Below are 25,214 nucleotides of genomic sequence, written 5' to 3'. Positions count from 1 at the left end.
GACGGAATGGCACCCAACGGCTTCAGCGAAGCGCTAGGAGCGACGTAACTCACAGCTCTCTAGTCGCTGTCCTCCCGAGAGGTCCACTTTGTGAACAGAGCAAGCGCAACAAAGAATTGAAATCGCGTCCGGCGATGTAGGAGCAGAATGCCTTGGTTCAGGAAAAATGAAACACTTCGTCTGAGAAGCAGATCTGGGGGAACCGGATGCACTCGGCGAAATAATTCTGCGTGTGCTGCCATTCCGGCTTGTTGAGACGTTTCGGCATCAAATGAATGTCGCGCATAAGGTAGCCAGGGTTGAAGTTCTGATCATCGATCCATGGCAACGCTGGATCGCCGAGATCTTCATCCCGCAGCTCGACGGTTACCATTTCTCGCCCGACGAGCCGCATGTGCTTCAGAAGCCGGCTCACAAAGTCGGCGATCAACTCCACTCTCAGTGTCCAACTCGAGCGGAAATATCCGAATACCCACACAAGGTTGGGAACGCCAGTGAACATCATGCCATGATACGTGACCGTATCGGCGAGGTTTAAGGGCGTACCGTCTTTGGAGAACGCAATGTCCCCCAAAACGCAAAGGCTGAAGCCCGTTGCCGTGACGATGATGTCCGCTTCGAGCGTTTTGCCGGATTGCAATCGCACACCCTCCGGTGTGAACCGGTCGATGATGTCGGTGACGATCGACGCCTTGCCCGCGCGAAACGGTTCGAAGAAGTCGCCCTCCGGTATGAATGCGACACGCTGCTGCCATGGCCGATAAGTGGGTGTGAAGTGTTCCGCGACATCGACTGACGGCCCAAGATTCGCTGCGACAGCGGATATCATTTCTTTCGCAACGACATCGGGTTCGTTCTGGGCGCGCAGAAGCCTTCCCTCTTGCTCCTTGAGAAGCTTTTTCCGGATGATGGAGTGGATCCAATTCTCGTCGATTTCCAACGCGCGCAGTTGATCCGCGAGCGCGTCCGCGTTGGTTCCGGGATTGAAATAAGTTGGCGACCTTTGGAGCATCGTCACGTGCGCTGCCTTCTCGGCAAGCGCCGGTATCAGCGTCGCTGCGGTAGCGCCGGAGCCAATCACCAGAATGTTCTTGCCGGCGTAGTCGATGTCGGATGGCCATGTCTGCGGGTGGACAATCTGGCCTTTGAAGTCGTCCATCCCCGGCCAATCCGGCGTATAGCCCTCCTCGTGCCGATAGTATCCCTGGCACATCCAAAGGAAGTTGGTCGCAAACGCAAGATTTTCACCCGTTTGCTCGTTGCGAACGACGAGATCCCAACGCTTGGCCGTGCTATCCCAATTCGCCGAAATGACGCGGTGACGATACCGGATATGGCGCTCGAGATCGTCCTCTTGAACCACGGCAGTCAGATAGGTGAGGATTCTCTCGCCAGTGGCGATTGGTGACTCCACCCAAGGCTTAAAGCTGTATCCGAAGGTGTACAGATCGCTGTCCGAACGCACACCGGGATAGCGATGCGTATGCCAAGTTCCCCCAAACGTCTCCTGCGTCTCAAGAAGAACGTAGGATAATTCGGGGCAGTCCCTCTTGAGCTGGTGGGCGCTGCCGATGCCGGAAATGCCGGCGCCGACGATGATGACGTCGAAATACTGAACATCATCCGCCTGCCCCTTCTGGGTCATCGTTTCCATTGGCATTTCGCTTTCTTGTGTGAAGATCGGCCTAGACGGTTTCCATGTACCGGCGCCGCTCGAGGTCCGTCACGGTTCGCTCGAATACGCCCAGCTCGAAATCAGCGATGCGGAGAGCGTTGTCGACGACCTCAGGCGAAAGCACCTCTCGAATGCCCTTGTCCGATGCGGCACATCGGACGGCTGCTGAGAGGGTCGAGGGCACCTTGTCCACATTTTCGTCGTATGCATTCCCGCTGGACGGCGGCGGAGGGATCAGGCCAAGGCGAATGCCGCGCAATCCCGACCCAAGCGCAATCGATAACCCGTAATAGGGATTGACGTCTGCACCCGCCATGCGGACTTCGAGCCTCGTGCTTCGCGGTGTTGCGTTTATCGCGCGGAAACCGGTCGTGCGATTATCGATAGCCCAGTTTCGCGTCGTTCCAGCGAACGTCATCGATTGCAGGCGCTTGTAGGAGTTCACGTTCGGCGCATAAAAAATCATCGAGGGCGCGAATACGTCGATGTTGCCGGCCACGAAGTTCTTGAACGTGTCGCTGAGACGGAGCGGCTTATCCGCGTCGAAAAATACGGGCTCCTTGGTGACGGTCTTTTGGAGGCTCATGTGGATGTGGCCCGAACATCCCGACAAATCTTCGCGAAACTTTGCCATGAACGTCGCCATGGACCCTGCTTGAGACGCAATCTGCTTCGTCGCCAGCTTGAGCATGACCGAGGTGTCTGCCATTTTCACCGGATCGGAGTGATGCAGGTTCACCTCGAACTGTCCTTGCCCCCATTCGGGCAAGCAGCCTTCAATTTCGTTTGGAAAGCACTCGCGTAGCTTTCCGATTATCGGCTCCCAGTAATGTCCTTCGAGAATTGAATAGCAGTGAATATCCCGAGAGGCAGGTTCGATATCGGACCATCGGCCTTTGCGGACTTCCGCCATGGAAATCGGCAGCAAGTAGAACTCGAGTTCAAGGCTGGCGCTGGAACTGAAGCCCATCGCCTTGGCTTCAGCCACCTTGCGCTTGAGCATGGAACGCGGACAAAGCGGATGGGGCGATCCTTCGGGCGTTGCCCAGTCCATGAAGACGATCGCTGTGTTCGCCTCCCATGGCGCGACGCGGAACGTCGGTAGATCGATCATGCCTTTGACGTCTGGGATACCGGTGTCAAAGAGCCCTGGCAGCACTTCGTCCATCGTTGTCGTTCCCAGAAGAAACGATGCAAAGTGCAATCCGTCCTCAATGGCGTGATAAAAATAGGGAACCGTCAATCGTTTACCGCGCAGAACGCCCGCCGCGTCGGTCGCCGCGATGATGACTGTGTTGATCTTTTCGCTCGTTATCAGTTCGCGGACTTCTTCGATGTTCATTCAGGCCTCCCGTTCATTCGCGTGCCCACGCGAAGAATACATTCCGGCGACGATCAAGATGATCGAAAGAAAGACAATGAGCGTGGCGACGGCATTTACTTCCGGAGTCACCTCGCGGCGCAGGAGAGACCACAATGTCATCGGGAGGGTATTGTCTCGTCCAGTGAGCAGGAACGTCACGGCGATTTCGTCGAAGGAAATCGAGAACGCGATCAACATCGCGCCAAACAATGCCGAGCGGATGCCCGGGAAAGTTACGTTCTTAAAGATCTCCCAGTCGTTGGCACCGAGATTTGCAGCTGCTTCCGCTTGGCTTTTGCCCAGCTGCTGAAGTCGCGCGAACACCTCCGTGATCGTAACACACATCAGCGCCGTGCCCTGGCCGAGCATGATCGTGTGCAACGAAAGGCGCAGGTGGATCGTGAGATAAAACCCAAGAAGGGCGATACCCGTGATGATGCCTGGAAGAACGATCGGCAACATTACGATGCGTCGAAACACACCCTTCCCCGGGAACTCGTATCGATCCAGCGCGATAGCCGCCGGCAGGCCGAAGAGAACACTGATGGCAACGACGCCGAGGCCGACATAAATGCTGTTCCAGATGGACATCAGCATTTGTTCGTCCCGGAAAAGTTCTCCGTACCAACGGAGCGTGAATCCATTGAACGGCAACCCGGTATACTGGCTGTCGTTGAACGAGAAGACCATCATCACCAAGATCGGCGCGTACAGAAATGCGAGCACCGACATGGCCAATGCGGTCACAAGTGAACGATTGCCAAAAGCGCGCATGAGATCTCTCAAAACCGAGTTTGTGTTTTTTCTTCCAGCCATCCCGACGCCGAGATGAGCAGGAGGCCGAGCGTAATAATCACCAAGCCGATTGCAGCAGCCAACGGCCAGTCAAAAGCCACGCCGAGAAGATTGATGACCACGTTGGAAATCATCACGGAGTCTGGCCCTCCGACGAGAACCGGGGCGACGAAATCGCCGAACGCCAGCGAGAAGGTGATGATCGCTCCCGCCACTACACCGGGAACACTGATCGGCAGGATTATGCGCCAGAAGATCATCCAGCCGTCCGCACCGAGATTGCGGGCGGCTTCGATCAAAGATGTCGGCACCCTCTCGAGCTGCGCGTAGATCGACAGGACTGCGAATGGCGTGAAGATGTACGTCAGCGTCATGTCCACGCTGAATTCATTGTAGAGGAACAAACGCACGGGCTCGTGCACTAGGCCGAGATTCTGCATCCCGACATTGAGTATGCCGCCCGACCCGAGGATCGTTTTCCAGGCGTATGCCTTGACGAGATAACTGGCCCACCATGGAACGATCACGAGAAGATAAATGAGGAACTTCAGCCGCTGCGTCCGAACGTGGAAAGCGAGATAGAAGGCCAGTGGATAGGCGACGATCGAGGAAAAGACGGCCGTCATCAAACCGATCCGAGCCGATTTGATGATGACGCTGAGGTAGGGATCCACCGTGAAAACGCGCACGAAATTGTCGAGTGACAATCCGGGAATGAACCGCATGTCGTCCACATGCCCAAGGCTCGTGTAGAGCAGCGTGGCGTATGGGATCAGCATGAAGACCGTGAACCATGCCAACGGTGGCAGCAGCCAAAGAAAGAGCCGACGCCGTTCAATCGCACGGGCGCTGCGGATGCTGGTTCTCTTAAGCTCGAAAGGCTGTTCAATCGCCGTCATCTCAATGCACCACAACGTGGGCTTTGGCTGGATTCACCTTCAGCGCTACGGCTGAGCCATGCGCGACCGGCGGCAGGTCGGTGCGAGCATGGACGTGAACGACGCCCGAGTTACCGTTCAATGCGACGACATACTCGACATATTCGCCGCGATAGAGGCTATCGACGACCGTTCCACCGATCGTATCGGCGGCGGCATCCGCGAATGCGAGATCTTCCGCACGAAGCATGAGACCGACTGCGCTTCCGGGTGCCGCCTCCGCTTTGCCACGCAATCCGACACGATCTCCGTTGCGAAGACGGACCGTCACGGAGTCCGGCTGTTGACTCTCAATCGTCGCGTCCACGATGTGCGCGTGCCCGATGAAGGACGCAACATAACGATTGGCCGGGCGATCATAGATCTCCCGTGGAGTGCCAAATTGCATGACCTTTCCTTGCGACATCACCGCGATGGCATCGCTCATCGCCATCGCTTCATCCTGGTCGTGCGTGACATAGATGAATGTTTTGTTCAGTTCGCGATGCAGGCGAATGAGCTCGAGCTGCATAATCTTGCGCAAGTTGGCATCGAGCGATCCGAGCGGCTCGTCGAATAGAACAACTTTTGGATCGGTGACGAGCGCGCGTGCCAGCGAAACCCGCTGCTTCTGGCCGCCAGAGAGCTGATGGGGCTTCTTGTGTGCATGGTCTTTGAGATGCACGAGATCAAGAAACTCAGCGACCCGCTGCTGAATCTGCGCTTCCGTATACTTGCCCCTCTTGCTCTTGACGCGCAGGCCGAACGCGACGTTGTCCTGGATCGTCATGTTCGGGAACAACGCAAAATCTTGAAACACCATGCGCATATCGCGGTCGGTGACCGGCTGATCTGTGATGTCCTGGCCGTCTCGAAAAATCTGCCCTGACGTCGGCATCTCAAGACCGGCAATCATTCGTAATGTCGTCGTCTTCCCGCACCCGGAGGGTCCGAGAAGAGTGACGAATTTACCGGCCCCGATCGTCATGTCGACGCCGTCAACTGCCCAAGAAGCGTGCCCGTGACCTTCAAAGAGTTTGCGAAGATTTCGAAGTTCAATTCCAACAGTCATCGCACCCAAAGGTCCTATCTCTTAGTGGCTTGGAATAACGGGCACGCCTCTCGCGGCGCTAACGTCCTCTGACGAACAGCAGTTACTTGCTTGCCGCCTTCACTTGGTTCCAAATTTCGAGATACTTTGCTCGGCGCTTCACCGGCTGCCACCAATCAATGTTGGTAAGCGTCGCGGGGTCAGTCATACCCAGCTCGGTATAGGCCGCTTTGGTTTTCTCATCGAGCTCATCGACCATTTTGACATTGGGGTAGCCGAAGCCCGTGACCTTGTGCGCCAGAGCTTGCGCTTTCGCCGAAGACACGTAATCGAGGAACGGATAGACGCAGGGATTGCTTTCGGCTCCCTTGACGATCATCCAGCTATCGCTCCAGCCTCCCCGGCCCTCTTTCGGCATAAGATCAGCGACCTTCTTGCCGTCGGTCCGCAGCTGAACGATTGTGGACTCCCACGAATTTCCGCCGACCGCTTCGCCGGTGGCCATCAAGGTACCCATCTCGCCGGTCGTGAACCAGTATTTGCGGATGTTCGGCTTCATCGCGATGAGCTTGGCCTTGACTTGCTCGAGCTGCTCGTCGCTCAGGTCGTACGTGTTTTTGAATCCGAGATAACGCGAAGCGGTGTAGACGGTCTCGATATCGTCCCAAACAGAGAGCTTGCCTGCGTATTTCGAGTCCCAGAGGAAGCCGAGGGTATCCGTCTTCGGATCGACGAAAGCAGGGTCTGCTATGACGCGGATAATGCCCCATCCGTAAGGAACTCCCCAAAGCTTCCCGTCCTTCACATCCCACGCCGGCCGCTTAAACTGCGGGAGAAAGTTCGCCAAGTTTGGAACTTTGCTTTCATCGATAGGCGACACGGCATCAGCGCTCACAAGCCTCATGGTCGTGTCGTTGGATGGCGAGATGAGATCGGCGGTTCCGCCGCCGCTCATGATCTTCGATACGATCTCATCGTTCGTGCCGACATAGACCGCATTCACTTTGCAGCCGGACTCGGCTTCGAAGGGCTCGACAAAGCTTTTGTCCGCATACCCCTCCCAACAGAGAACAGTTAGCTGTCCCCCGGCCATCACAGAGCTGGAGAATGCAAAACTTCCAACAACCGCGGCCGTAACCAGACGGTGTAATCTACGCGTCACGCAGTCCATTACTCTCCTCCTTCGTCAGCAGTTGAATGGGTATTTCGCCAATCCGGCTCACCGTGTTGACACGGAATTTGTTCATGATGGCGTCGTAGGCTTCCGAGATGTGACGCGCGATCTCCGTGTCGAGGGCGCGAGCGTCACGTCGCCGGATCGCTTCGATAATCGGACCATGAGAGCGCGCCGTCGCGGCCTGCGCCTTTACGTCGTTGGTGTTGGTCATGAACCAGAGGCGGTACGTGAGGCCCGAAAGATTATAGAGCGCCTGGGTCAGAAAAGGATTGCCGCAGTCCTGATAGACCCGGACATGAAACGCAAAATCGAGATGAAGAAGGCCTTCGACATCGCCTTCCCGCGTAAGCGCCGGCACGCTATCGAAGGTGTGGGACAGATCGCTGATCTGCTTGCTGGACGCCGATTCCAGCCAAAGCCGCCACGCGAGCCGCTCCAAATGAAGCCTCAAAGTGTAGAGGTTGTTGACTTCCGAAACCTCGACGGGCGCGACCTCGATCACCTGGTTGCGCGGGAAGAGAACGAGCCTTTCGCCCGCGAGCCGAAGCAATGCTTCGCGCAGCGGTGTGCGGCCGTAGCCGATTTTTTCAGTAAGAAGACGATCGTTAATCACCGAGCCGGGCTGAAGCTCGCAGCGAAGGATCATCGCGCGAACTGCGTGATAAGCCTGTGTGGCTTGCGTCTCTCGCTCACCCTCGGCCTGGGGCAGTCGAAACGGTTCTCTCTTTTTGGGCACAAAAACCCTCGATCGCGAAATCCAAGATCGCGGCAGTAAGGCCTCTCAGGAATATATTGTCAATATTTTTTAGCAGGAAATTCGCTCGAATTTCCAGCGCTGCACTGCATCAAAAATCAGCGCATTTACGGCCATAACTTGCGAATTGACGACTACAATATACTGCTAATATACCTGTATAGCAGGAAATGATCGCCTGATCGCGTTCGTGTGATCGTCGGTCCGAGAAGCTGAAATGACCCTTTGATTGTTGAATAAGATGCACGCACAAAGGCTCCGTGTGATCGGGCGGCCTAACCGATCGCTCAGATCTTGAGGCGCAAAAGCATGGCGGTCTCAGGTGAAGCCGACGGCATTCTCGCCGACGATCCGGATGGCTGGAATAAAAAAAGTTGGAAAATGCTGCGGTGCGGATTCCAAGCAGCGCTCCCGATGATCTCCTATTTTTTCCGGTTCACATCGCTTGCCCGCCAGATGCGGGGGATAGATCCGCGAGCAGGCATCCACGCCTGGATTATGAAGCGCTTCGCCAGGTCGAGCGGGGACACGGTCGAGGACCGCAGGAAGCCGGCATTTCTGTCGCTATCTTTGTTGGAAGGGCCCGCATCTAGGCAGATCTCGATCACAGAACTTGCGATCGATGGACCAGTTACCGCGCTTCCCGCCCGTCTTTACCGGCCGAAGGGCGAGCGCACCGGTCGAAAGCCGTTGTTGATCTATCTCCACTTTGGCGGCTGTGTGCTCGGCGATCTTGAAACTTGCCATACCGCGTGCAGCCTCCTTTCAGAGTACAGCGGTTGGCTCGTGTTGTCCGTTGGATATCGGCTGGCTCCCGAACATCCCTTTCCGGCGGCAGTGGAAGACGTTTTGACGGCGTTCCGCTGGGCTCGATCAACGGCTGATCGCATCGGCGCGGACCCAGACCGCGTTGCGATCGGTGGCGATTCGGCGGGAGGATACCTTGCCATCGCAGCATCGCTTTGCTTGCGCGATCGGCGCGAGCCTATGCCATGCATGCAACTCCTCATCTATCCGGTGGTTGATATGGACCGGCGCGCAATGCCGGTCACTCCATACGATCGCAATTACCCGTTATCCCGTGACGACATGATTTGGTTCGCGGACCAATATACCAGCGCTCCAACAGATGCCGACGATCCTAGGTGCTCGGTCAGCCGCGCTACAAGCCTCGCAAATTTGCCCCCAGCGATAATGGTCCACGCGGGCAATGATTTGCTGCGTCCTGAAGGCATTGCGTTCGCGCAGCGTCTCGCGCGGGAAGGCAATCCGGTCAAGACACTCGACTATCCGTCGCTGCCACACGCCTTCACGGCGATGTCGGGCGGAGTGCCGCGCGCGCGTGATGCGCTGATCGAAATTGCCAAAGCCATTTCTGCAAACATGCAAACAACCGCACACGAAAGAAGGATCGAGAGATGACGATTGCGAATGCGAACTGGAGCTACCCCACCAAGGTTTGGTTCGGTCCTGGTCGAATTGGCGAACTGGCTTCGGCGTGTAAGGAGATTGACATCTCCCGGCCGTTGTTCGTCACCGACCCAGGCATCACAAACCTTCCAATGGTGCGTTCAGCCTTGGCCTCCTTGCAGGACGCCGGGATCGCGGCCCGCGTCTTCGATGCGCTGCAGGGCAATCCGACCTCGGTCAATCTCGCGGATGGCGTGACGGCCTATCGTCAGGGCGGACACGATGGCGTGATTGCTTTTGGCGGTGGAAGCGCCCTCGACGTGGGCAAAACAGTTGCCCTCATGATTGGCCAATCGAGGCCGGTATGGGACTTCGAAGATATTGGCGACAATTGGCGGCGCGCCTCCGCGGAAGCTATCGCGCCCATCATTGCGATCCCGACAACGGCGGGAACCGGCTCGGAAGTCGGACGGGCCACCGTCATCAGCGACGCCGACAACCACGTAAAGAAAATTATTTTCCATCCCACGATGTTGCCTCGCATCGCAATCCTCGATCCCGAGCTGACCGTGGGCTTGCCACCTTCATTAACCGCCGGAACGGGCATGGACGCCCTATCACATGCGATCGAAGCTTTTTGCGCACCGAGTTATCATCCGATGGCCGATGCGATCGCGATGGAAGCCGTGCGCCTTGTGAAGGACTATTTGCCCCGCGCGGTTCGCGCTGGAGATGACATCGAGGCTCGCGGTCAGATGATGTCGGCGGCAGCGATGGGCGCAACTGCGTTCCAGAAAGGCCTAGGCGCTGTCCACTCCGTCAGCCATCCCATCGGCGCGATCTACGGCGTGCATCACGGACTGACCAACGGCGTGGTGATGCCCTATGTCCTCGCTTTCAATGCTCCGGCCATTGGTGAGAAAATGCAGCGCCTAGCCGCTTACCTCGGTTTTTCCGACGGCAAGTCGGGCAGTTCGGCCGTGCGAGCCATCAACGACTGGATCCTCGAATTGAGATCAGAGATAGGTATCCCCGCGACGATCGCCGATCTGGGAGTCGAGAAGGAGAAATTTGGAGATATCGCAAGGCTCGCGGTCGTTGATCCGACCGCAGGCACGAATCCGGTTCCGCTAACTGAAGAAAACGTCCGAGAGCTTCTCGGTGAAATGCACTCAGGAACAGTTCGAAAGGTTGCATGAACCGCAAACGATAAGCAGCATGATCCTCAACAAAACCGATTCCGGGACAGTCTCAGAGCCGCCGTCAGGCGGCTTCTTTTCGCCATACGTAAAAGAACTCCTTACGCGTCTCGGTCGTATTCAAAATTCGGACGCGATAAGGGCACCACGGGTATGCCTATGAACAGCCCGCTCCCTCGTCCTTTAACGTCAGGCACTCATATGCCCTGAGGTGTGCTCGTTCGCCGACCACAGCGCTAGCACGATGGCGGCGATGCCGATCACTATGCTAGTACGCGTCGCGACCGCATGGCCACTGAAGTTCAACACCCACGGTGCTACGATCAGCCAGGCGCCCAAGGCGGCACTGATCCACTCCTCCCAGACGCGGAAGGCAAACAGAGCCGCCAGAGCCAACAACGTGATGACGGCCCCGACGATGTGTGCATTCAGTGCTGCGTTGCCATCCGTTGCATAGCTTAGCGCCCAAGGTGAGACGAACAGCGCTATTCCGAGCAGGACGTTGACCGAGTCCTGCCAGTCGCTTGTGATGTTTTGCTTTGCATCCATTGCCAACCTCCTCTGGTTGACATCGCGAGTCCCATCAGGGGAATTCGCATCTGTGTATTTGAAGTAATTGACCGTCTGGCGCGTTCAAGGACGCGGCAGCCGGAATCGGAAAAAATTTGATCAATCGTGCCCGCGTTACCGCAATGCAATAAGCCGATTGTGTGTGAATCGGTCCGCCCGGGTGAGCGTCAGTAACCTTGCCACCGCACTCCGTGCGAGTTGCTAGGGCGCAAACAACGGCCTAAAATTCTGCCGAATGGATCCATTGAGCGGCGAGCGCGAGTTCTAAGTACCTGTATTGCTGCTTGGCGGCCCGTCGGGCCTGCAAGCACATCCTCCGGCACGCGATGCCGCAAAGGAGGATACGATGGCTGTCATTGCCATGACGCGCGAAACGGCGACGCGCGGAAGCGAAGTTGCGGCGGGCCTCGCAAATCGATTGGGGCTCGCTATTGTTCACCATGAGATCGTCGAGCATGACATCGCCGAACGAGCCGGCATGCCGGAAAGCGAGGTGCATCGATTTCTCGAAGGCGAGACGTCGTTGCTTGAGCGGTGGACGCTCGATCGCAAGCGAATGTCCCGGTATACGGCTCAAGAAATCCTGGAACTGGCGGCAAAGGGAAACGTGCTGATCAGGGGCTGGGGCGCCACTTACCTCCTGAAGTCCGTTCCGCACGTCATATGCGTGCGTATCTGCGCCCCGATGTTATTTCGCGAAAGTGTCCTGATCGAGCGGCTCGGCGTTGGCATCGCCGCAAACGCACGGCGGGAAATCGAGCGCAGCGACGCTGCTCACAATGGAACAATACAAAGGCTTTTCGGCATCGACTGGGAGGATCCGTCGCTCTATGCGATCGTGCTCAATACTGCGCGGGTCCCGGTCGCAGATTGCGTCGAACATATCGTTCGCTTGGCGGAGAGCTCGACATTTCAGGAGACCGCAAGATCCCGCAGCGTGCTGATGGACCAGATCATCTCGCTTCGCGCGCGGACTGCCGTGGAGCGACAGTTCGGCGCCAGTTCCGCTCAAAATTGCTTTGACGTGCATGTTTTCAGCGGCAAGGTGCTGCTCACGGGAGCAACGACGGATGAACAGATGATCGTCGAAGCCGTGCGTTTGCTACAGGGCGTTGAAGGTGTGACGACGGTCGAGAGCAAGGTCACCCATGTTGCATTCGTTCCGCATGAGGACTGACCGCCAATCTGCTCGCCGAGCTAGAGAGACAACGTAAAAGGAGATGGCCATGGCGAGCGGGTTGGACGGCAAGTTTGCTCTTGTCACGGGGGTTAGTAAGAGCGGACAGATCGGGGTTGCGGCATGCCAAGCGCTGGCTGACCTTGGCGCGAGTCTCGCGATCTCGGCTCGCAATCGAGCCAATGTCGAGGCACGAGCGGCCGAGCTACGCTCAGGCGGTGCTCGCGTTCTGGCGCTGGCCGCCGATCTGTCTAACGAGCAAGAAGTGAACGAGGCGTTCGATCAGATGATTCGGGAGTACGGTCGCATCGATATTCTGGTGAACTTGGCGGGCGGGCTCACACGTTACAAACCGGCGGTAGAGCACTCCTTGGAAGACTGGCAGCATGAAATGAGCAACAATCTTTTGTCGTCATTTTTGTGCTCGCGCGCCGCCTTTCTCCGCATGCGGGATAGTGGTGGGGGAACCATCATCAACTTCGCCCGTGCCGGACTGCCTCAGGCCAACATGGTCGCCTACAATTGCGCCAAAGCGGGCATCGAGGCGCTTACGAGAACGCTCGCACTCGAAGGTCGTGACGTGGGTATCCGGGTCAACGCTGTGGCGCCTGGACTCGTAGATACCGAATCCAACATCGCCGCAATGAAGCCCAAAGACCTTAAGCATTGGGCGAGACGTGATGATGTTGCTCAAGCTGTTGCGTTTCTGGCAAGCGACGCGTCTGCCGGAGTGACAGGGCAAGTCCTAGCAGTCACTGGAGGGGGCATTTGAGCCTCCGTAACGGCCGCAGATTGAGATACCCGTTGATGGTTGCCGCAAGATCTCGAGAGGTGACGCAAGATGGCAACCGTAAGAGATGTGCTCGAACAGAAAGGGCGTGAAGTCTACCATATTCATCCAGATGCTTCCGTGCTGACCGCACTCGAGATGATGGCGAAGCATCACATTGGGGCGTTGGTCGTCATCGACGGTGGCAATCTCACCGGGATCATCACCGAACGAGACTACGCGCGAAAGATCGTGTTGAAGGGTCGGACGTCTCCTAGAACGCTGGTGCGGGAGATCATGTCGACGACAATCATCTGCACCCGACTCGATCAAACCGTCGAAGAATGCATGGCGATCATGACCGCGAAGGCCGTGCGCCATCTCCCAGTCCTTGAGCACACGAACCTTATCGGATTGGTTTCGATAGGCGATTTAGTCAAATGCGTCATCGCAGATCAAAAGTTCATAATCGAGCAGCTCGAACATTACATCCAAGGGGGCCGCTGAGCATACCGGCTGGCTCCTCTGTAGCGCTGGCCGCCCAAGATTGTGGGAGACCCGAGATGCAAATCGAAGAAACAAAAGGTCGGTTTGGGTTTCACTTTTCAGCGGGCGATGACGACGCCCATCCGACAGCAGCTTTCGTCCAAATCTATGTGAAATCCAGCGCGATGAGCCGGGTGGCTGACCTACCCATTTCTCCGCATTTGATGACAGCAGCCGAGATTGATCGTTTTGTCGACGATGCGATATTGGCGCTAGAAGCCGTCCGGAACGATGCGAAAAGTGCGCTGACGATGGGCCAGCCGTGACGGATACGAGGGCTCAATTCCCTTCGCCCGCTCCAACGCTCGGATATTCGTCAAGCCAATCGGCCGTAGGCGCTGCACCCCGTTGAACGCGAATACTCAACAGCCGGAATCGCGCAAATTTCTCAACTGCGCCGGAAAACGCAAAATCTGATCGCTCCTCTGAGTTGGCAATTACCGGATTAACGCTATTAGCCATTAAAAAAATAATTTTTAGGACGGATAACGCATCGTCTCTATACTGGGGAATAGACGGGGGACACTTGGAGAAAAGCCAAGGAGTCCAGACGATGAAATATATTCTTGCGACTGCGGCCGCCACGCTTCTCTTGGGCGCGGCGTCTCTCCCGGCAACAGCTGAAGATACGCCCGCCGCAAACGGCTCAACTCATACCATGGGCGACAGCGGCAAGCTTCCGGCGAGCGGCGCCGTCACCAACCGCGTTCCGGATATGGGCGCCGGTACAGGCTCGAGCACCGGCACGGATGGCACCACCCACAGAATGGGTGACGACGGGAAACTCCCGGCAACGAACTCCATGAGCAACGAGGTACCTAAAATGACCTCGCCAGACGCTACCGATAAGTAACGAATTCCAAGCTCATCCTCATCGTCGCGATTGTGATCGGCGCCTCGTCCCGAAACGAGAAGGCCGATTACAGGCAACCGTTTCAACAGCGATTTTTTCGAAGTTCGGGAGGTTCGTAATGACAGCCAGACCAATGCTCGAGACGCGTTCGGAAGCGGCAGATCCCAGTTGGTGGGGCGCTATTCTCGTCGGCGCCATCTTCATTTTCGCCGGTCTCTTCGTTCTCGGCGATGTCGTTGCGGCGACCGTTATCAGTGCCTTTCTCATCGGCATCCTGCTCGCCGTCGCGGGAGTGGCCGAGGTGTTTCAGGCCTTCTCCGCCCAGCATTGGCGCGGCTTCGCCTTCAGACTTCTCGTCGGACTGCTGTACGTCGTCTGCGGGCTGATGCTCATGACGGACCCTGCGCGCGCCTCCATCATTCTCACTTTTGTGTTCGCGATTTCGCTAATCGCCTCCGGATTTGTACGCATCTTCCAGGCCTTTCAGTACTGGGAATGGTTCGGATCGCTTCTGCTCATCTCCGGCATAGTCGGCATCGTTGCGGGTCTTGTCATACTCGCGCAATGGCCAGTTAGCGGCTTGTGGGTTCTCGGTCTTCTGGTCGGTATCGATCTCATGCTCCACGGCGTGTGGTGGATCTCGCTCGGTGGCCGCTTGCGGCAGGAAAGAAGTTCCCTCCCGGCGTGACGCCGTCGGCAGTTGTTTCTTGCGGGTCCGGCAGGCGGGCGACGAGTTTTTGGGTCCAACGTGAGCGACGATGGCGACTAAAAATTCTAACGCCCGCCGGAAAGCCGGCCGAGAGTCCTGTTCGATCGATCTCGCCTTGCAGGGCGGCGGATCTCACGGTGCCTTTACCTGGGGAGTCTTGGATCGCCTGCTTGAGGAAAGCTGGCTTGATATCGACGGCATTTCCGGCACGTCTGCCGGCGCCATGAACGCCGCCGTACTCGTTGATGGCCACGCGGAAGGTGGCGCAGCGGGAGCGCGCGCCGCGCTGGAAAAATATTGGCGCAACGTATCGCACGCGGCTTTGCTCAGCCCCTTCCAGCGTACGCCTCTCGACGTGATGCTCGGACGTTGGACGCTCGACACGTCGCCGGCTTTCGTCGCGATGGATTTGATGTCTCGCTTGTTCTCGCCGTACGACTTGAATCCGGCAGGATCGAATCCGCTTCACGATATCCTGCTCCAAAACATCGATTTTGACCGGCTGGGGCGTGCGCCGATCAAGCTGTTCGTCACCGCGACCAATGTGCGAACGGGCAAGGGCCGCGTGTTTCGAAACGCCGATATCTCTCCTGAAGTCCTCCTCGCGTCCGCTTGCCTGCCGACGCTCTTTCAGGCCGTCGATATCAATGGCGAAAGCTATTGGGACGGCGGCTATTCCGGCAACCCGACGATCACACCACTCGTCCGCGAATGCACGTCCAAAGATACGATCCTTATTCAGATCAATCCGATCGAGCGGCCCGAAATACCCCAATCCGCGCGCGATATTCTCAATCGGCTCAACGAAGTTTCGTTCAATTCCGTTCTGATGAAGGAGTTGCGTATGATTGCGATTTTGCGGCAGGTGGCCAATGCTGGCGACTGCGAGGGCGCACTTTGGGCCGGTATGCGCATTCATCGCATATCAAGTAAGGCGATGGTCGCGCTCGGCTATTCCTCCAAACTCAACGCCGAGTGGCAGTTTCTGTGCATGCTGCGCGATGAAGGGCGCCGCGCGGCGGAAGCATTTCTAGAGACGGACGGAAAAAACTTAGGCCAACGGTCCTCTTTCGACCTCGACACTCTTCTCGAGGGAGTATGACGCTGTGGGTCTTGTCGGCATCCTGATCGGCCTGGGCCTGCTCGTCTTTTTTGCCTTCCGGGGCTGGACCGTACTCTTGCTGGCCCCCGCAGCCGCCCTCATTGCCGCTGCATTCGCGGGAGAACCGCTGCTCGCCAACTGGACGCAAACATTCATGGGGAGCGCGGCGCAATTCCTGGCGCAGTTCTTCCCGATCTTTCTGCTGGGCGCGCTCTTCGGCAAGCTGATGGAAGACAGCGGCTCGGTCGCCGCCATTTCCGGCTTCATGACCAAGAAGCTGGGAGCGAAGCGCGCGATACTCGCTGTTGTCCTGGCCGGCGCGATCGTTACCTACGGCGGCGTCAGCCTTTTCGTGGCGTTCTTTGTATTGGCGCCGATGGCCCGAGCGTTGTTTCATGACGCTGGAATTCCGCATCGGCTCATGCCGGCCGCGATCGTCCTCGGTACTTCGACTTTCACCATGTCCGCGTTGCCGGGAACACCCGCGATCCAGAACGCGATCCCGATGCCGTTCTTCGGCACCACACCGTTCGCCGCTCCCGGCCTTGGCATCATTGCGTCCGCCATCATGCTCGGCTTTGGCCTGTGGTGGCTCCGTCGCGCCGAAAACGCAGCACGCCGTGCCGATAAAAGCGGCGGCGCTCCGGGCGCGGACGTCGATGCGGCGGTGAATAATGAACTTGTTCGCGAACTCGCAACGACCGCACGGGAATTCGATCCCGCCGAAATCCATCGGGGCCATCGCAGCAAAGCCTTGCCGCCAATCGCCTTGGCCGCGTTGCCTTTGATCGTGGTCGTGAGCGTCAATTTTCTGATGTCGATGTTCGTCCTGCCACGCTTGAACGCTGATTTCTTGGCCGATCCCCGGTGGGGTTCGACATCTCTTTCGGCCGTTGGCGGTGTGTGGGCCGTGGTCGTCGCGCTCTTCACCGCGACTTTGACGCTGATCTTCATCAATCGGGAACGTCTGCCCGCTCTTCGCGAGAGCGTCGACGCGGGAGCCAACGCCTCCGTCTTGCCTGCCTTCAGCGTCGCAAGCCTCGTGGGCTTTGGCGCGGTCGTGGCGGCGCTACCGGCGTTTGCGGTCGTACGAGATTGGGTTTTATCGATCGGTGGCGGTCCGCTCGTCTCCCTCGCCGTCGCGACCAATATTCTTTCCGCATTGACAGGATCGGCGTCGGGCGGCTTGACGATTGCACTCGATGCGCTCGGCCCGACCTATATGGCTCTCGCCGCACAGCACGGGATTGATCCGGCGCTTCTGCACCGCGTCGCCGTGATAGGCTCAGGAACACTCGACAGCCTGCCGCACAACGGCGCGGTCGTATCGCTTCTCGCCGTGTGCGGAACGACGCATCACGAAAGCTATTTTGACATCGTCATGGTCGCAATCGTCGGCGCAATCATTGCCTTGGCTGCAGTGATTGTTCTGGGCTCGGCGTTTGGAACATTCTGATGGGTTCCATGTCACGTGCAGACGCGCGGATCCAGTTGCATAGGAGGCACAAGGCAATGCGCCCGATCGTCGACCCGCGTCAGGGTGATGTCGAGGACGACGCATCAAGCACCAAACGGCGCACGCTCATTTCTTTGGCCGGAAGTCTATTGGCCGAAATAAGCCTGCCGAAACTCATCGCCGCTTGGGCAATACTGATTGTCTTGCCGGCCTTGTTGCTCGGAGCGGGGCCGCTGCTCGCGTCGATCTGGATCAGTTCCGTCTCGTCGAAAGCGGCTGAAATTTATACGGGCCTGTTGGCTCCCATCCTTTTGGCAATCCTTATTGTCATTGGATGGTTCGGCGGCAAGCCGCTGTGGCGCCTGATCGAGGCAAACTTCTGGTCGTTGAACGCGCTCGCTGTTCAACCTGCCTATGCGTTGTCACGTGAAGGGCTGCGCCAATTCGCGGAGCGCTTTCTGCCGGCCGATGTCGACCAACGCTCGCGCGACATCGCACGCGCCGTCAGCGCCGCCATATCGGGCCTTTTGATCTGCGGCGTGTCCGTATGGATTATCGCGCTCGCTTGGCCGGGTACGCGCTGGACCGGATCGCTAGCTGATCTCTCGTCCCCATCAAATCTTGCGCACATCGCACTTCACAATAGCGTCGTCATCGTCGCCGCCTATCTGGCCGTCGCTGGCTTGGTTTGGGGTTTGGCGGACACCGTGATGCCACAGCCTCGCGATCTTCCGCGCTATCCACCCGCTCCGGCGACGGGGAGAATTTGGCGGGTGGCACACCTGTCTGACATTCATGTCGTCGGGGAAAGATTCGGCTTTCGCATCGAGGGCGGACGTTCCGGTCCGAGAGGCAACGAACGCCTGAAGCAAACGCTGGCAAAGCTCGACGCACAACATCGAGACCGCCCCCTCGATATCATCCTGATCACCGGAGACATCACGGATGCAGGACGCTCACCGGAATGGGCGGAATTCATCGACGCGCTGTCACCTTACCCGCATTTGGCGGCATTGACGGTCATCCTCCCCGGCAATCACGACCTCAACGTCGTTGACCGCGCCAATCCGGCYCGCCTGGATTTGCCGACGAGTCCCAAGCGGCGTCTGCGTGAGATCCGGGCGCTCTCGACGATGGCGAGCCTGCAAGGCAATCGCGTGCATGTCGTCGATGATGCGACGGGAAAACTTGGCGCAACGCTGGAAGAATTTCTCAGGCCCCACGCTGAAAAGATCGCCGAATTCTCAGACCGGGGAACAATGCGCCTGTCGTGGGATCTGGCGGGACTGTGGCCTGAGGCGTTTCCCATGGTGCTACCTCCGGACAAGGAGGATGGGATCGGCGTCATACTTCTCGATTCAACCGCCGAGACGCATTTCTCATTCACAAACGCGCTCGGCTTGGTGACGCAGGAGCAGACCCGCGCCATAGAGAAGGTCGCCGCGCAATTTCCGAACGCCCGTTGGATACTCGCGCTCCACCATCACATGGTCGAATATCCGAAGGCCGCGAAGGCAATGTCCGAACGTATCGGCACCGCGCTCGTCAACGGAACCTGGTTCGTACGCCGCATGCAGCGACTGTCAGGCAAAGCGATCGTCATGCACGGGCATCGCCATATCGACTGGATCGGTCTTTGCGGCGGCCTCGTCATCGTCTCGGCGCCATCGCCCGTGATGGACGTGACGAACGACCGGGATACCTATTTCTACATCCACAATCTCTGCATTGGCGCCGATGGCAATCTCGCATTGCTCGAGCCCGAGCGCATCGATCTCAAGGCAGACAATGATTTGTCGGTCGCGGCGCCTACCCCCAATTAGTTCGAGGCGCTCCGAAAAGATCGGCAATCCATCGCGTCGACGGATGCTCCTCGCAAAGCGTGAGAAGAGCGATCACGATAGGAACGCCGATGAAGGCTCCGGAGAGACCCCAAAGAAAGGTCCAGAAAAAGACCGCGAACAAAACGACGAAGGGCGAAATCGACAACGCGTTGCCGACGAACCGCGGCTCCAGATAACTGCCCACCACGAATTGAATGACGTTGAGGCAGGCGAACACAAGAACCGTCATCTGCCAAGATTCGAACTGTGCCATCGCGAACACCGTCGGAAAGACAGTCGCGATAAACGGGCCTATGAACGGGATGAAGTTCAGCGCGAATGCGATGACGCCCCATTCGGGCGCAAGTGGCAGCCCCGCCAGCGATGCGAACGCCCACACCAGCAGGCCCGTGACGACGCTCATCAGCGTCCGTACAAGCATGTACCGCCGCAGCTTGACGGCTGTCTTTGCGCCGCCGGCAAGCAGCACTTCGCCTATTTTTCCGTGCTTCCAGCCTTGGAGTTTAACGCGCGCGTCGTCCACCTCCAAGAGGCCCAGCAAAACGTAGATGAAGACGATGACCGAGAAGCTGACAGCCGTATTGAGGCCCGCAGTGACCTGCTGCGCAACGCGGATCAATTGGTCGACGTTGAAATAATTCGCCCACAGCCCGGAAAGCTCAATGCCATGACTTTCAAGCCATCCGGCGACCGAGCGATAAAGCGAATGCAGGCGTTCAGCGTCGCTGGCAACGAAACGGGCGACGCGAGCCGTCGCCCAGCCGACCAGTGACGCAAAAACGAACACCACGAGAATGGTTGCCATCATGGTCAATGCGAGGGCAACAAGCTGCGGAACACGAGTCTGCAGACCCTTCTGCAGCGGCCACGCGATCGCCATGATGAAGAGAGCGAAAGCCAGCGGTGCGAATACCGACTGCGCCAGCGACAGCGCGCCGGCTACCAGCACAACGGTGCACGCGCCGAGCATCGCAAGAAGCGTACGGTTAGCCGGGGACTGGGGCGAGTGTTCAGGAGCTATCACACGGGAGATTCTGAGCTTGCAGCTTCCGGCGGTCAAGTCATCCGTGTTCGAAGTCTGAATACTTTCTAATTCACCGGGTAGCTGCTTCTCCGCAGTTGCAGTTTCAACCGCGCGCCGAAGCTACTTCATACGGCGGACGCTGATAGCAGTTCGCTCTCGCGGGCAACGCGCTCGAACGCTTCCGCGATCGTCTTGATCCGGTATTGGCGCTCGCCGCCGTCCGTCGGAAGAACGCGCGTAACCTTGTAGAGCCTCGCCGAGGCCGCGAGCCCGCGCAGCGACGGAGAAAAATCGACCGTCTGCCCCACTCTGAATTTTGGAATGGACACTCTAGGATTGGACATTTCCTGCCTCCGCATCTCGCGCCAGAGCTGCTTCCAGATCGGCGGGTTCAATCTCAATGATTTGCCGCGATACGCACGCATCGTTCGACGGCAATTCGATGGTGGTCTTTACGCGCCTGTAGCCGATGAAGGACATGCCTTCGACAGGCTCCTGAGACACTTCGATTGCGTAAGTACCCGGCGGATAGTTCCCTTCGATTCCATCGAGGAAGAAGTGGCGGGAAAAGCTTACCGAAGAGCGGCGCGATGCACCTGTCACGATGTCGATCCGAACTGGATCTCGCAGCTACGACGATCGGGCGGCACGCCAGAACCCACTGCCTGCTGATTAACGACGGCGCGTCCGTGCGAGGGCCGGAATTTCATTAAACCTCAAATCACTGGTTTCGGGTGAGGCGCAGCCTCGGCGCGTCGATAGACGCTCCTCAAATGCACTGGAATGTTCTTTTAGCACCCTATCGCCATAAGACCTAATCGCGGCCGCTAGCCGAGCTTTGCATATCAAGTCGGCAGCAACGCGCGGTCAGCAACTTCGTCCGTCCACACGCGAAAACCTTCAAGTGTATTGGGACCGAACGTCGTCGTAATCGCCACGTCTGCCGCGTCCCGCCCGCGGGCGATCAGAACTCGACCAATCCGAGGAACATTGTTCCGCGGATCGAACGTGTGCCAATGATTGCCGAGATAAACCTCGAACCAAGCCGCGAAATCTCCGGGCGGATAAGGCGGCGGCGTACCCGCGTCACCGAGGTAGCCGGTGCAATATCGTGCCGGGATGTTCAGTGCTCGGCAGAACGCAATGGCCAAGTGCGCATAATCGCGACAGACCCCGCGACGCTCTTCATAGGCTTCGGAAGCCGTCCTCGTGACGCGCGCATGTTCGTAGCCAAACGCGATATGATTATGCACGAAATCGCAGATCGCCTGAACCCGCCCCCGGCCCGGTGTCGCGTGACCGAAAAGACTCCACGCTAGATCCAACAGCCGGTCGCTGTCGCAGAAACGGCTGGCGAGAAGGAAAACAAGCGCGTCCTCGGGAAGCTCTTCGACCGGAACCTGCCAAGCATCGGCAATCACCTGATCGGGAAGGCCGGAATCCCTCACAATCGCATCGGTCGAAATTCGCACACGTCCCGCGGGCGCGACGATCCGGCTGCACCAATTGCCAAACCCGTCGCGATAGCCGGAGATCGGGACCGAGGGACTGACAATGATGTGGTCCGGCGTCGCTAGGTCGGAAACGCGCGTGTAATGGATGTTGAGCATCAAAATGGCAGGTGTCGGTTGAGGGAACATGTAGTCCAGCTCGTAACCGACCCGGAGCTTCATCTTACCATCCCTGAACTCGACTTGCCTCGATGCGTTCAATGCTGGGCTAGGTCGGCAAGCGCGTGCCGTTTGAGACCCGAAAGATCGCGCACGCCGTTCGCCGATGCCTCTATGACGCGCAGGGCGAGCATGAGGCACATGCTGTCGGCCAGCGGCGCCGAGTTCGGCTCATCCGGTTGATTTTGAATGTCGAGTAACGCCGCGGCATATGCACGATAGCAAAGTGCGAATTGATCGGGAGTGAACGGGGGTCGGGCGTACATGGCTTCCTCCATGGGCAGGCGGGAGCACGAGCATCTCTCAGCCATCGACGCCGGCGGAAATTTGCCGATGATCGAATGACCTTGCGCGGTTGTGGCGCGTATAGCTACCTTTTTTATTTTTTTAGTCGAACGGCGCGCCGGCCGGCACGAACGAAACGGCCGACGCACATGCAATTATCCAATGCTCAAACGAGACGCTAACCGATCACGCCGGAACTCGATGAGCATCCAGATCGATGATGTTGTCGCCCGGCGCGTTGATGGCGGAGAAGTCCGTCACCTTGTTGCTGTCGCAGACATAGAGCCACTTCGCGTCGAAGAGTTCGCCGTCCCGGATGAAGCCGAGAATGGCTCCATGCTTGGGACGCCAGAAAAGCGTCGGTGGCAACGCCGTTCCCATTTTGACCCAATTGGGCTCGACGTATTCTCCGACAGGCTTCCAGTGAATCATTGTCTGTCCTCAGCTTCCTTCATTATGAACGCGGCCGGGCACAGAACCTCGGCGAAGTCGATACGAAGGTACGGTTATAAGTCTCTTCCCGCCAGGGTGTCCTGACCGAATATCGAAGCAAAGCGATGGGATTAGCCCGATCCGCTTGACCCTGAAGTCGTCCAATCGTTGGCGCGCTTTTGCTGCCGCTCAAGCGCAAAGGTGGATGTTTCCCTACGCCTTAAAACGAACTATGCGCTTTTCGGGAACCAATTGAAACGGGGCGGATTGAGCCGTCTCGCGAGAGCCAGCTGACAGTTTGGCATTGCACAATCGACCCCGAACCCCCATTTATAGCTCATGTGGAACTATCCGAAGCCCGTCCAGCATCAAGCGGCAATTGATGCCATAAAGCCCGAACGCGATCGCGAAGCTGCAAAATCCAGAGTTGCTGAAGCGAAGCTTCGTCGTCAACGCGAGGCTATTCAGGCCATCCAGGAGCGCGAATCCGAACGGCTCGCCGTCCAGACCAAGACGCAACGTTTGCGTGCCGAACGTCTTGCACGCGAGGCTCTCGAACCGCCGCCCGTCAAGAAAACGCGGACCGCCACAAAGAGCATCGCCGAACGCCCCGTTAAGCAGGCCAAGCGATCGACTTCAAAGTCGTGAAGCCGAATTAGACCGCTGGAGTGCCCGTGCCGAAGTTTCTCGAATGCACTGACTTGGCCACCGGCGAAGCTATCAACGTCAATTTCGACAACGTTGAAGTGTTCGAGAGGGCTGATCAATCGGGTCGGTCGGGAACGAAAATTAGCTTCGTGGGCGGCCGCTATATCTTCGTCCAACAGACGACCAAGCAACTAGTCGACAGCGTTAACGGCGACCAGTCCTAACATTCTTGGCTGATACTCATACGGCTCGCATCGAGATGCGGGCCGTTTTGCTGCGCCCTCTGGCCTGCGCATGGCGGCCGGCTCGCCGTAGGCGAGTCGCTATGCGCCGAAAAGACTCTGACAGTTTCAAAAAGCCCAATTGTACATCTTGAATTATTCGTTTTACGGGCTCGGAGTTTCACGCTTAGCCTTTCCCTCATCCTTGTCTTCGGGGCGACGAAGGGGCTTTGAAACTTCGAACACGGGGACGCGGTCCGTCGATTTCTCCAATCGAAATCGGCGAGCCCGCGAGATGGGAAACGCCTAGAAGGTAACGCAATGAAGCACGGCACGTGGACCAACTGGTACGGCAATCAAAGCTGCAACGCTTTCGTCGCCGACGCCCAGACGGAGGATGACATCGTCAAAGCGGTGACGTTCGCAAAGAACAAAGGCTTGAAGGTCCGAGTGGCCGGAACTGGCCATTCCAACGTGCCCCTCATACCCAACTCCGGCGTCGTCATCCGCACCGATAAGTTGAAGGGGATCGCCGCGCACGACTTCGAAAATAATACCGCGACCATTTGGGGCGGCACGAAAATTCACGATATCGGCGACGCTCTGTGGGAGCTCGGCCTCGGCCTCAGCAATCAAGGCGATATCGACACGCAAAGCATCGTTGGAGCGATATCGACAGGCACTCACGGCACAGGCCTGAGTTTAAAAAACCTGTCGTCGATGGTGGACGCGCTGCGCATCGTTGATGCCACGGGAACCGTTCGCACGCTCGACGACAGCAATCAAAACCAGATGCGAGCGGCGCGCGTGTCCCTGGGTCTTCTAGGTATCGTCACGCAGGTCAAGATGAAGGTGACAAAAGCCTATCATCTCCACGAATGGGTCGGCCTGATGCCCTATGAGGCCGCCGCCGAGATCGAAAACGATATGATCAAGAAATACCGACATTTCGGCTATTTCTGGTGTACGTCGGCGCCTTCGGTAAAGTGGCTTGGTGTGCCGACAGAGATCAACCCGGAGCGCTTCGACGACTGCGCTTACGTTCGCATCTTCGATCCAAATCCGATCGATGTGGGCGAGCTTTCAAATTACGAGATACGCCGTCGATACGACCGGAGCTACAGAATATACCCCGAGGTCTACACACCCGACTTCCACGAGATGGAATACATGGTTCCTCTCGACGTCGGCGTGGAATGCTTCAGAGAAGTGAAAACCACGCTTCGCGATCTGTTCGAGGTGGTGACAGTCCCCGGCGAGGTGCGCTACACGGCCGGCGACGATAATTATCTCTCCGAATATTACGGCGGTCCGCGCATCGCAATTTCTGCGTCCGGCAGAATGGGCAAGGAAGATCTCAACTTCTTTCGGGCGCTCGACAAGATCTTCGAGAAGTACGACGGGCGTTCTCACTGGGGAAAGATTCACTTTCTAAACCGCGAACGGCTGGCGCGTGTCTATCCGCGCCACGGAGACTTCGTATCCGTGAGGCGCGAGATGGATCCCGAGGGCATGTTCCTCAACGACTATCTTGAACCGCTCTTCGGTTAGCACGGGGTCAAATCAG

Annotated in this window: 28 protein-coding genes; 14 read left to right on the top strand and 14 right to left on the bottom strand. The window is 57.7% G+C overall.

The features are described 5' to 3' along the window. Positions 1 to 157 precede the first annotated feature (157 nt). The 7 genes from AC1DK3_RS11885 to AC1DK3_RS11855 all read right to left on the bottom strand — a co-directional run bounded on the left by AC1DK3_RS11885 (position 158) and on the right by AC1DK3_RS11855 (position 7,714). Positions 158 to 1,660 carry a flavin-containing monooxygenase gene (locus AC1DK3_RS11885; protein ID WP_477192402.1) on the bottom strand — a complete coding sequence of 501 codons (1,503 nt, stop codon included), beginning with the start codon at positions 1,658 to 1,660 and terminating at the stop codon, positions 158 to 160. A gap of 25 nt (positions 1,661 to 1,685) precedes the next feature. Then, complete coding sequence (locus AC1DK3_RS11880; protein WP_477192401.1) at positions 1,686 to 3,017, bottom strand: glutamine synthetase family protein; 1,332 nt, start codon at positions 3,015 to 3,017, stop codon at positions 1,686 to 1,688. Then, the gene (locus tag AC1DK3_RS11875; protein ID WP_477192400.1) at positions 3,018 to 3,812 is read right to left on the bottom strand and encodes an ABC transporter permease; all 795 of its coding nucleotides are present in this window, start codon (positions 3,810 to 3,812) and stop codon (positions 3,018 to 3,020) included. Positions 3,813 to 3,820: 8 nt separating this feature from the next. Then, positions 3,821 to 4,732, bottom strand: coding sequence for an ABC transporter permease (locus AC1DK3_RS11870; protein WP_477192399.1), 912 nt, complete (start codon positions 4,730 to 4,732; stop codon positions 3,821 to 3,823). 1 nt (position 4,733) lies between these two features. After that, positions 4,734 to 5,822, bottom strand: a complete 1,089-nt coding sequence (locus tag AC1DK3_RS11865; protein WP_477192398.1) for an ABC transporter ATP-binding protein — start codon at positions 5,820 to 5,822, stop codon at positions 4,734 to 4,736. A gap of 82 nt (positions 5,823 to 5,904) precedes the next feature. Continuing rightward, on the bottom strand, positions 5,905 to 6,963 hold the full coding sequence (locus AC1DK3_RS11860; protein ID WP_477192397.1) for an ABC transporter substrate-binding protein: 1,059 nt from the start codon (positions 6,961 to 6,963) through the stop codon (positions 5,905 to 5,907). After that, positions 6,953 to 7,714: a GntR family transcriptional regulator gene (locus tag AC1DK3_RS11855; protein ID WP_339082311.1), complete on the bottom strand. Its 762-nt coding sequence runs from the start codon at positions 7,712 to 7,714 to the stop codon at positions 6,953 to 6,955. The genes AC1DK3_RS11860 and AC1DK3_RS11855 overlap by 11 nt, the downstream gene beginning before the upstream one ends. 327 nt (positions 7,715 to 8,041) lie before the next feature. Between AC1DK3_RS11855 and AC1DK3_RS11850 the strand changes: the two genes are divergently transcribed. Both AC1DK3_RS11850 and AC1DK3_RS11845 read left to right on the top strand, forming a co-directional pair. Next, positions 8,042 to 9,154 carry an alpha/beta hydrolase gene (locus tag AC1DK3_RS11850; protein ID WP_477192396.1) on the top strand — a complete coding sequence of 371 codons (1,113 nt, stop codon included), beginning with the start codon at positions 8,042 to 8,044 and terminating at the stop codon, positions 9,152 to 9,154. Continuing rightward, positions 9,151 to 10,341: an iron-containing alcohol dehydrogenase gene (locus AC1DK3_RS11845; RefSeq protein WP_477192395.1), complete on the top strand. Its 1,191-nt coding sequence runs from the start codon at positions 9,151 to 9,153 to the stop codon at positions 10,339 to 10,341. Before AC1DK3_RS11850 ends, AC1DK3_RS11845 begins: the two co-directional genes overlap by 4 nt. 189 nt (positions 10,342 to 10,530) lie before the next feature. Here the strand turns inward: AC1DK3_RS11845 and AC1DK3_RS11840 are convergent, their stop codons facing one another. After that, entirely contained in the window at positions 10,531 to 10,890 is a 360-nt protein-coding gene (locus AC1DK3_RS11840) for an SPW repeat protein (RefSeq protein WP_477192394.1), read from the bottom strand. A 367-nt stretch (positions 10,891 to 11,257) separates the two neighbouring features. Here AC1DK3_RS11840 and AC1DK3_RS11835 point away from each other — a divergent pair, with 367 nt between their 5' ends. The 9 genes from AC1DK3_RS11835 to AC1DK3_RS11795 all read left to right on the top strand — a co-directional run bounded on the left by AC1DK3_RS11835 (position 11,258) and on the right by AC1DK3_RS11795 (position 19,346). Then, positions 11,258 to 12,088: a cytidylate kinase family protein gene (locus AC1DK3_RS11835; RefSeq protein WP_477192393.1), complete on the top strand. Its 831-nt coding sequence runs from the start codon at positions 11,258 to 11,260 to the stop codon at positions 12,086 to 12,088. Positions 12,089 to 12,137: 49 nt separating this feature from the next. After that, the gene (locus AC1DK3_RS11830) at positions 12,138 to 12,860 is read left to right on the top strand and encodes an SDR family NAD(P)-dependent oxidoreductase (protein ID WP_477192392.1); all 723 of its coding nucleotides are present in this window, start codon (positions 12,138 to 12,140) and stop codon (positions 12,858 to 12,860) included. A 69-nt stretch (positions 12,861 to 12,929) separates the two neighbouring features. Then, positions 12,930 to 13,364, top strand: a complete 435-nt coding sequence (locus AC1DK3_RS11825; protein WP_477192391.1) for a CBS domain-containing protein — start codon at positions 12,930 to 12,932, stop codon at positions 13,362 to 13,364. Between the two features lie 56 nt (positions 13,365 to 13,420). Further along, positions 13,421 to 13,669 carry a hypothetical protein gene (locus tag AC1DK3_RS11820; protein WP_477192390.1) on the top strand — a complete coding sequence of 83 codons (249 nt, stop codon included), beginning with the start codon at positions 13,421 to 13,423 and terminating at the stop codon, positions 13,667 to 13,669. A gap of 287 nt (positions 13,670 to 13,956) precedes the next feature. After that, on the top strand, positions 13,957 to 14,256 hold the full coding sequence (locus AC1DK3_RS11815) for a hypothetical protein (protein ID WP_477192389.1): 300 nt from the start codon (positions 13,957 to 13,959) through the stop codon (positions 14,254 to 14,256). Positions 14,257 to 14,374: 118 nt separating this feature from the next. Then, positions 14,375 to 14,944, top strand: coding sequence for an HdeD family acid-resistance protein (locus AC1DK3_RS11810; RefSeq protein ID WP_477192388.1), 570 nt, complete (start codon positions 14,375 to 14,377; stop codon positions 14,942 to 14,944). 70 nt (positions 14,945 to 15,014) lie between these two features. Continuing rightward, on the top strand, positions 15,015 to 16,067 hold the full coding sequence (locus tag AC1DK3_RS11805) for a patatin-like phospholipase family protein (RefSeq protein ID WP_477192387.1): 1,053 nt from the start codon (positions 15,015 to 15,017) through the stop codon (positions 16,065 to 16,067). A 4-nt stretch (positions 16,068 to 16,071) separates the two neighbouring features. Next, positions 16,072 to 17,523, top strand: a complete 1,452-nt coding sequence (locus AC1DK3_RS11800; protein WP_477192386.1) for a GntP family permease — start codon at positions 16,072 to 16,074, stop codon at positions 17,521 to 17,523. 56 nt (positions 17,524 to 17,579) lie between these two features. Continuing rightward, positions 17,580 to 19,346: a metallophosphoesterase family protein gene (locus tag AC1DK3_RS11795; protein ID WP_477192385.1), complete on the top strand. Its 1,767-nt coding sequence runs from the start codon at positions 17,580 to 17,582 to the stop codon at positions 19,344 to 19,346. On the opposite strand, the gene AC1DK3_RS11790 is transcribed toward AC1DK3_RS11795, so the two are convergent. The 6 genes from AC1DK3_RS11790 to AC1DK3_RS11765 all read right to left on the bottom strand — a co-directional run bounded on the left by AC1DK3_RS11790 (position 19,333) and on the right by AC1DK3_RS11765 (position 22,778). Further along, positions 19,333 to 20,391, bottom strand: a complete 1,059-nt coding sequence (locus AC1DK3_RS11790; RefSeq protein ID WP_477192384.1) for an AI-2E family transporter — start codon at positions 20,389 to 20,391, stop codon at positions 19,333 to 19,335. The two genes, AC1DK3_RS11795 and AC1DK3_RS11790, sit on opposite strands and share 14 nt — an antisense overlap. A gap of 125 nt (positions 20,392 to 20,516) precedes the next feature. Then, the gene (locus AC1DK3_RS11785) at positions 20,517 to 20,735 is read right to left on the bottom strand and encodes a hypothetical protein (protein ID WP_477192383.1); all 219 of its coding nucleotides are present in this window, start codon (positions 20,733 to 20,735) and stop codon (positions 20,517 to 20,519) included. Continuing rightward, on the bottom strand, positions 20,722 to 20,994 hold the full coding sequence (locus tag AC1DK3_RS11780; protein WP_477192382.1) for a hypothetical protein: 273 nt from the start codon (positions 20,992 to 20,994) through the stop codon (positions 20,722 to 20,724). The genes AC1DK3_RS11785 and AC1DK3_RS11780 overlap by 14 nt, the downstream gene beginning before the upstream one ends. Before the next feature lie 242 nt (positions 20,995 to 21,236). Further along, positions 21,237 to 22,064, bottom strand: a complete 828-nt coding sequence (locus tag AC1DK3_RS11775) for a transglutaminase-like domain-containing protein (protein ID WP_477192381.1) — start codon at positions 22,062 to 22,064, stop codon at positions 21,237 to 21,239. A gap of 35 nt (positions 22,065 to 22,099) precedes the next feature. Further along, entirely contained in the window at positions 22,100 to 22,327 is a 228-nt protein-coding gene (locus AC1DK3_RS11770; protein WP_477192380.1) for a hypothetical protein, read from the bottom strand. Between the two features lie 205 nt (positions 22,328 to 22,532). After that, a complete protein-coding gene (locus AC1DK3_RS11765) occupies positions 22,533 to 22,778 on the bottom strand; it encodes a hypothetical protein (RefSeq protein WP_477192379.1) in 246 nt (81 codons plus the stop codon). Between the two features lie 339 nt (positions 22,779 to 23,117). Between AC1DK3_RS11765 and AC1DK3_RS11760 the strand changes: the two genes are divergently transcribed. From AC1DK3_RS11760 to AC1DK3_RS11750, 3 genes are all read left to right on the top strand, one after another. Then, positions 23,118 to 23,426 (top strand): hypothetical protein, encoded by a 309-nt coding sequence (locus AC1DK3_RS11760; RefSeq protein WP_477192378.1) that lies wholly within the window; start codon positions 23,118 to 23,120, stop codon positions 23,424 to 23,426. 26 nt (positions 23,427 to 23,452) lie between these two features. Then, positions 23,453 to 23,650 (top strand): hypothetical protein, encoded by a 198-nt coding sequence (locus tag AC1DK3_RS11755; RefSeq protein WP_477192377.1) that lies wholly within the window; start codon positions 23,453 to 23,455, stop codon positions 23,648 to 23,650. A 318-nt stretch (positions 23,651 to 23,968) separates the two neighbouring features. Further along, positions 23,969 to 25,198, top strand: a complete 1,230-nt coding sequence (locus AC1DK3_RS11750) for a D-arabinono-1,4-lactone oxidase (protein ID WP_477192376.1) — start codon at positions 23,969 to 23,971, stop codon at positions 25,196 to 25,198. Positions 25,199 to 25,214 lie beyond the last annotated feature (16 nt).

The organism is Hyphomicrobium sp. 01T421 (genome assembly GCF_056398805.1).
The sequence above is the reverse complement of the archived record's forward strand: the minus strand, read 5'-3'. Positions and strand labels throughout refer to the sequence as shown.

Coding starts and splice junctions, on each gene's coding strand:
- AC1DK3_RS11885 (WP_477192402.1), bottom strand. CDS start 1,660: ATGCCAATGGAAACGATGACCCAGAAGGGGCAGGCGGATGATGTTCAG.
- AC1DK3_RS11880 (WP_477192401.1), bottom strand. CDS start 3,017: ATGAACATCGAAGAAGTCCGCGAACTGATAACGAGCGAAAAGATCAAC.
- AC1DK3_RS11875 (WP_477192400.1), bottom strand. CDS start 3,812: ATGCGCGCTTTTGGCAATCGTTCACTTGTGACCGCATTGGCCATGTCG.
- AC1DK3_RS11870 (WP_477192399.1), bottom strand. CDS start 4,732: ATGACGGCGATTGAACAGCCTTTCGAGCTTAAGAGAACCAGCATCCGC.
- AC1DK3_RS11865 (WP_477192398.1), bottom strand. CDS start 5,822: ATGACTGTTGGAATTGAACTTCGAAATCTTCGCAAACTCTTTGAAGGT.
- AC1DK3_RS11850 (WP_477192396.1), top strand. CDS start 8,042: ATGGCGGTCTCAGGTGAAGCCGACGGCATTCTCGCCGACGATCCGGAT.
- AC1DK3_RS11845 (WP_477192395.1), top strand. CDS start 9,151: ATGACGATTGCGAATGCGAACTGGAGCTACCCCACCAAGGTTTGGTTC.
- AC1DK3_RS11840 (WP_477192394.1), bottom strand. CDS start 10,890: ATGGATGCAAAGCAAAACATCACAAGCGACTGGCAGGACTCGGTCAAC.
- AC1DK3_RS11835 (WP_477192393.1), top strand. CDS start 11,258: ATGGCTGTCATTGCCATGACGCGCGAAACGGCGACGCGCGGAAGCGAA.
- AC1DK3_RS11830 (WP_477192392.1), top strand. CDS start 12,138: ATGGCGAGCGGGTTGGACGGCAAGTTTGCTCTTGTCACGGGGGTTAGT.
- AC1DK3_RS11825 (WP_477192391.1), top strand. CDS start 12,930: ATGGCAACCGTAAGAGATGTGCTCGAACAGAAAGGGCGTGAAGTCTAC.
- AC1DK3_RS11820 (WP_477192390.1), top strand. CDS start 13,421: ATGCAAATCGAAGAAACAAAAGGTCGGTTTGGGTTTCACTTTTCAGCG.
- AC1DK3_RS11815 (WP_477192389.1), top strand. CDS start 13,957: ATGAAATATATTCTTGCGACTGCGGCCGCCACGCTTCTCTTGGGCGCG.
- AC1DK3_RS11810 (WP_477192388.1), top strand. CDS start 14,375: ATGACAGCCAGACCAATGCTCGAGACGCGTTCGGAAGCGGCAGATCCC.
- AC1DK3_RS11805 (WP_477192387.1), top strand. CDS start 15,015: ATGGCGACTAAAAATTCTAACGCCCGCCGGAAAGCCGGCCGAGAGTCC.
- AC1DK3_RS11785 (WP_477192383.1), bottom strand. CDS start 20,735: ATGTCCAATCCTAGAGTGTCCATTCCAAAATTCAGAGTGGGGCAGACG.
- AC1DK3_RS11775 (WP_477192381.1), bottom strand. CDS start 22,064: ATGAAGCTCCGGGTCGGTTACGAGCTGGACTACATGTTCCCTCAACCG.
- AC1DK3_RS11770 (WP_477192380.1), bottom strand. CDS start 22,327: ATGTACGCCCGACCCCCGTTCACTCCCGATCAATTCGCACTTTGCTAT.
- AC1DK3_RS11765 (WP_477192379.1), bottom strand. CDS start 22,778: ATGATTCACTGGAAGCCTGTCGGAGAATACGTCGAGCCCAATTGGGTC.
- AC1DK3_RS11760 (WP_477192378.1), top strand. CDS start 23,118: ATGTGGAACTATCCGAAGCCCGTCCAGCATCAAGCGGCAATTGATGCC.
- AC1DK3_RS11750 (WP_477192376.1), top strand. CDS start 23,969: ATGAAGCACGGCACGTGGACCAACTGGTACGGCAATCAAAGCTGCAAC.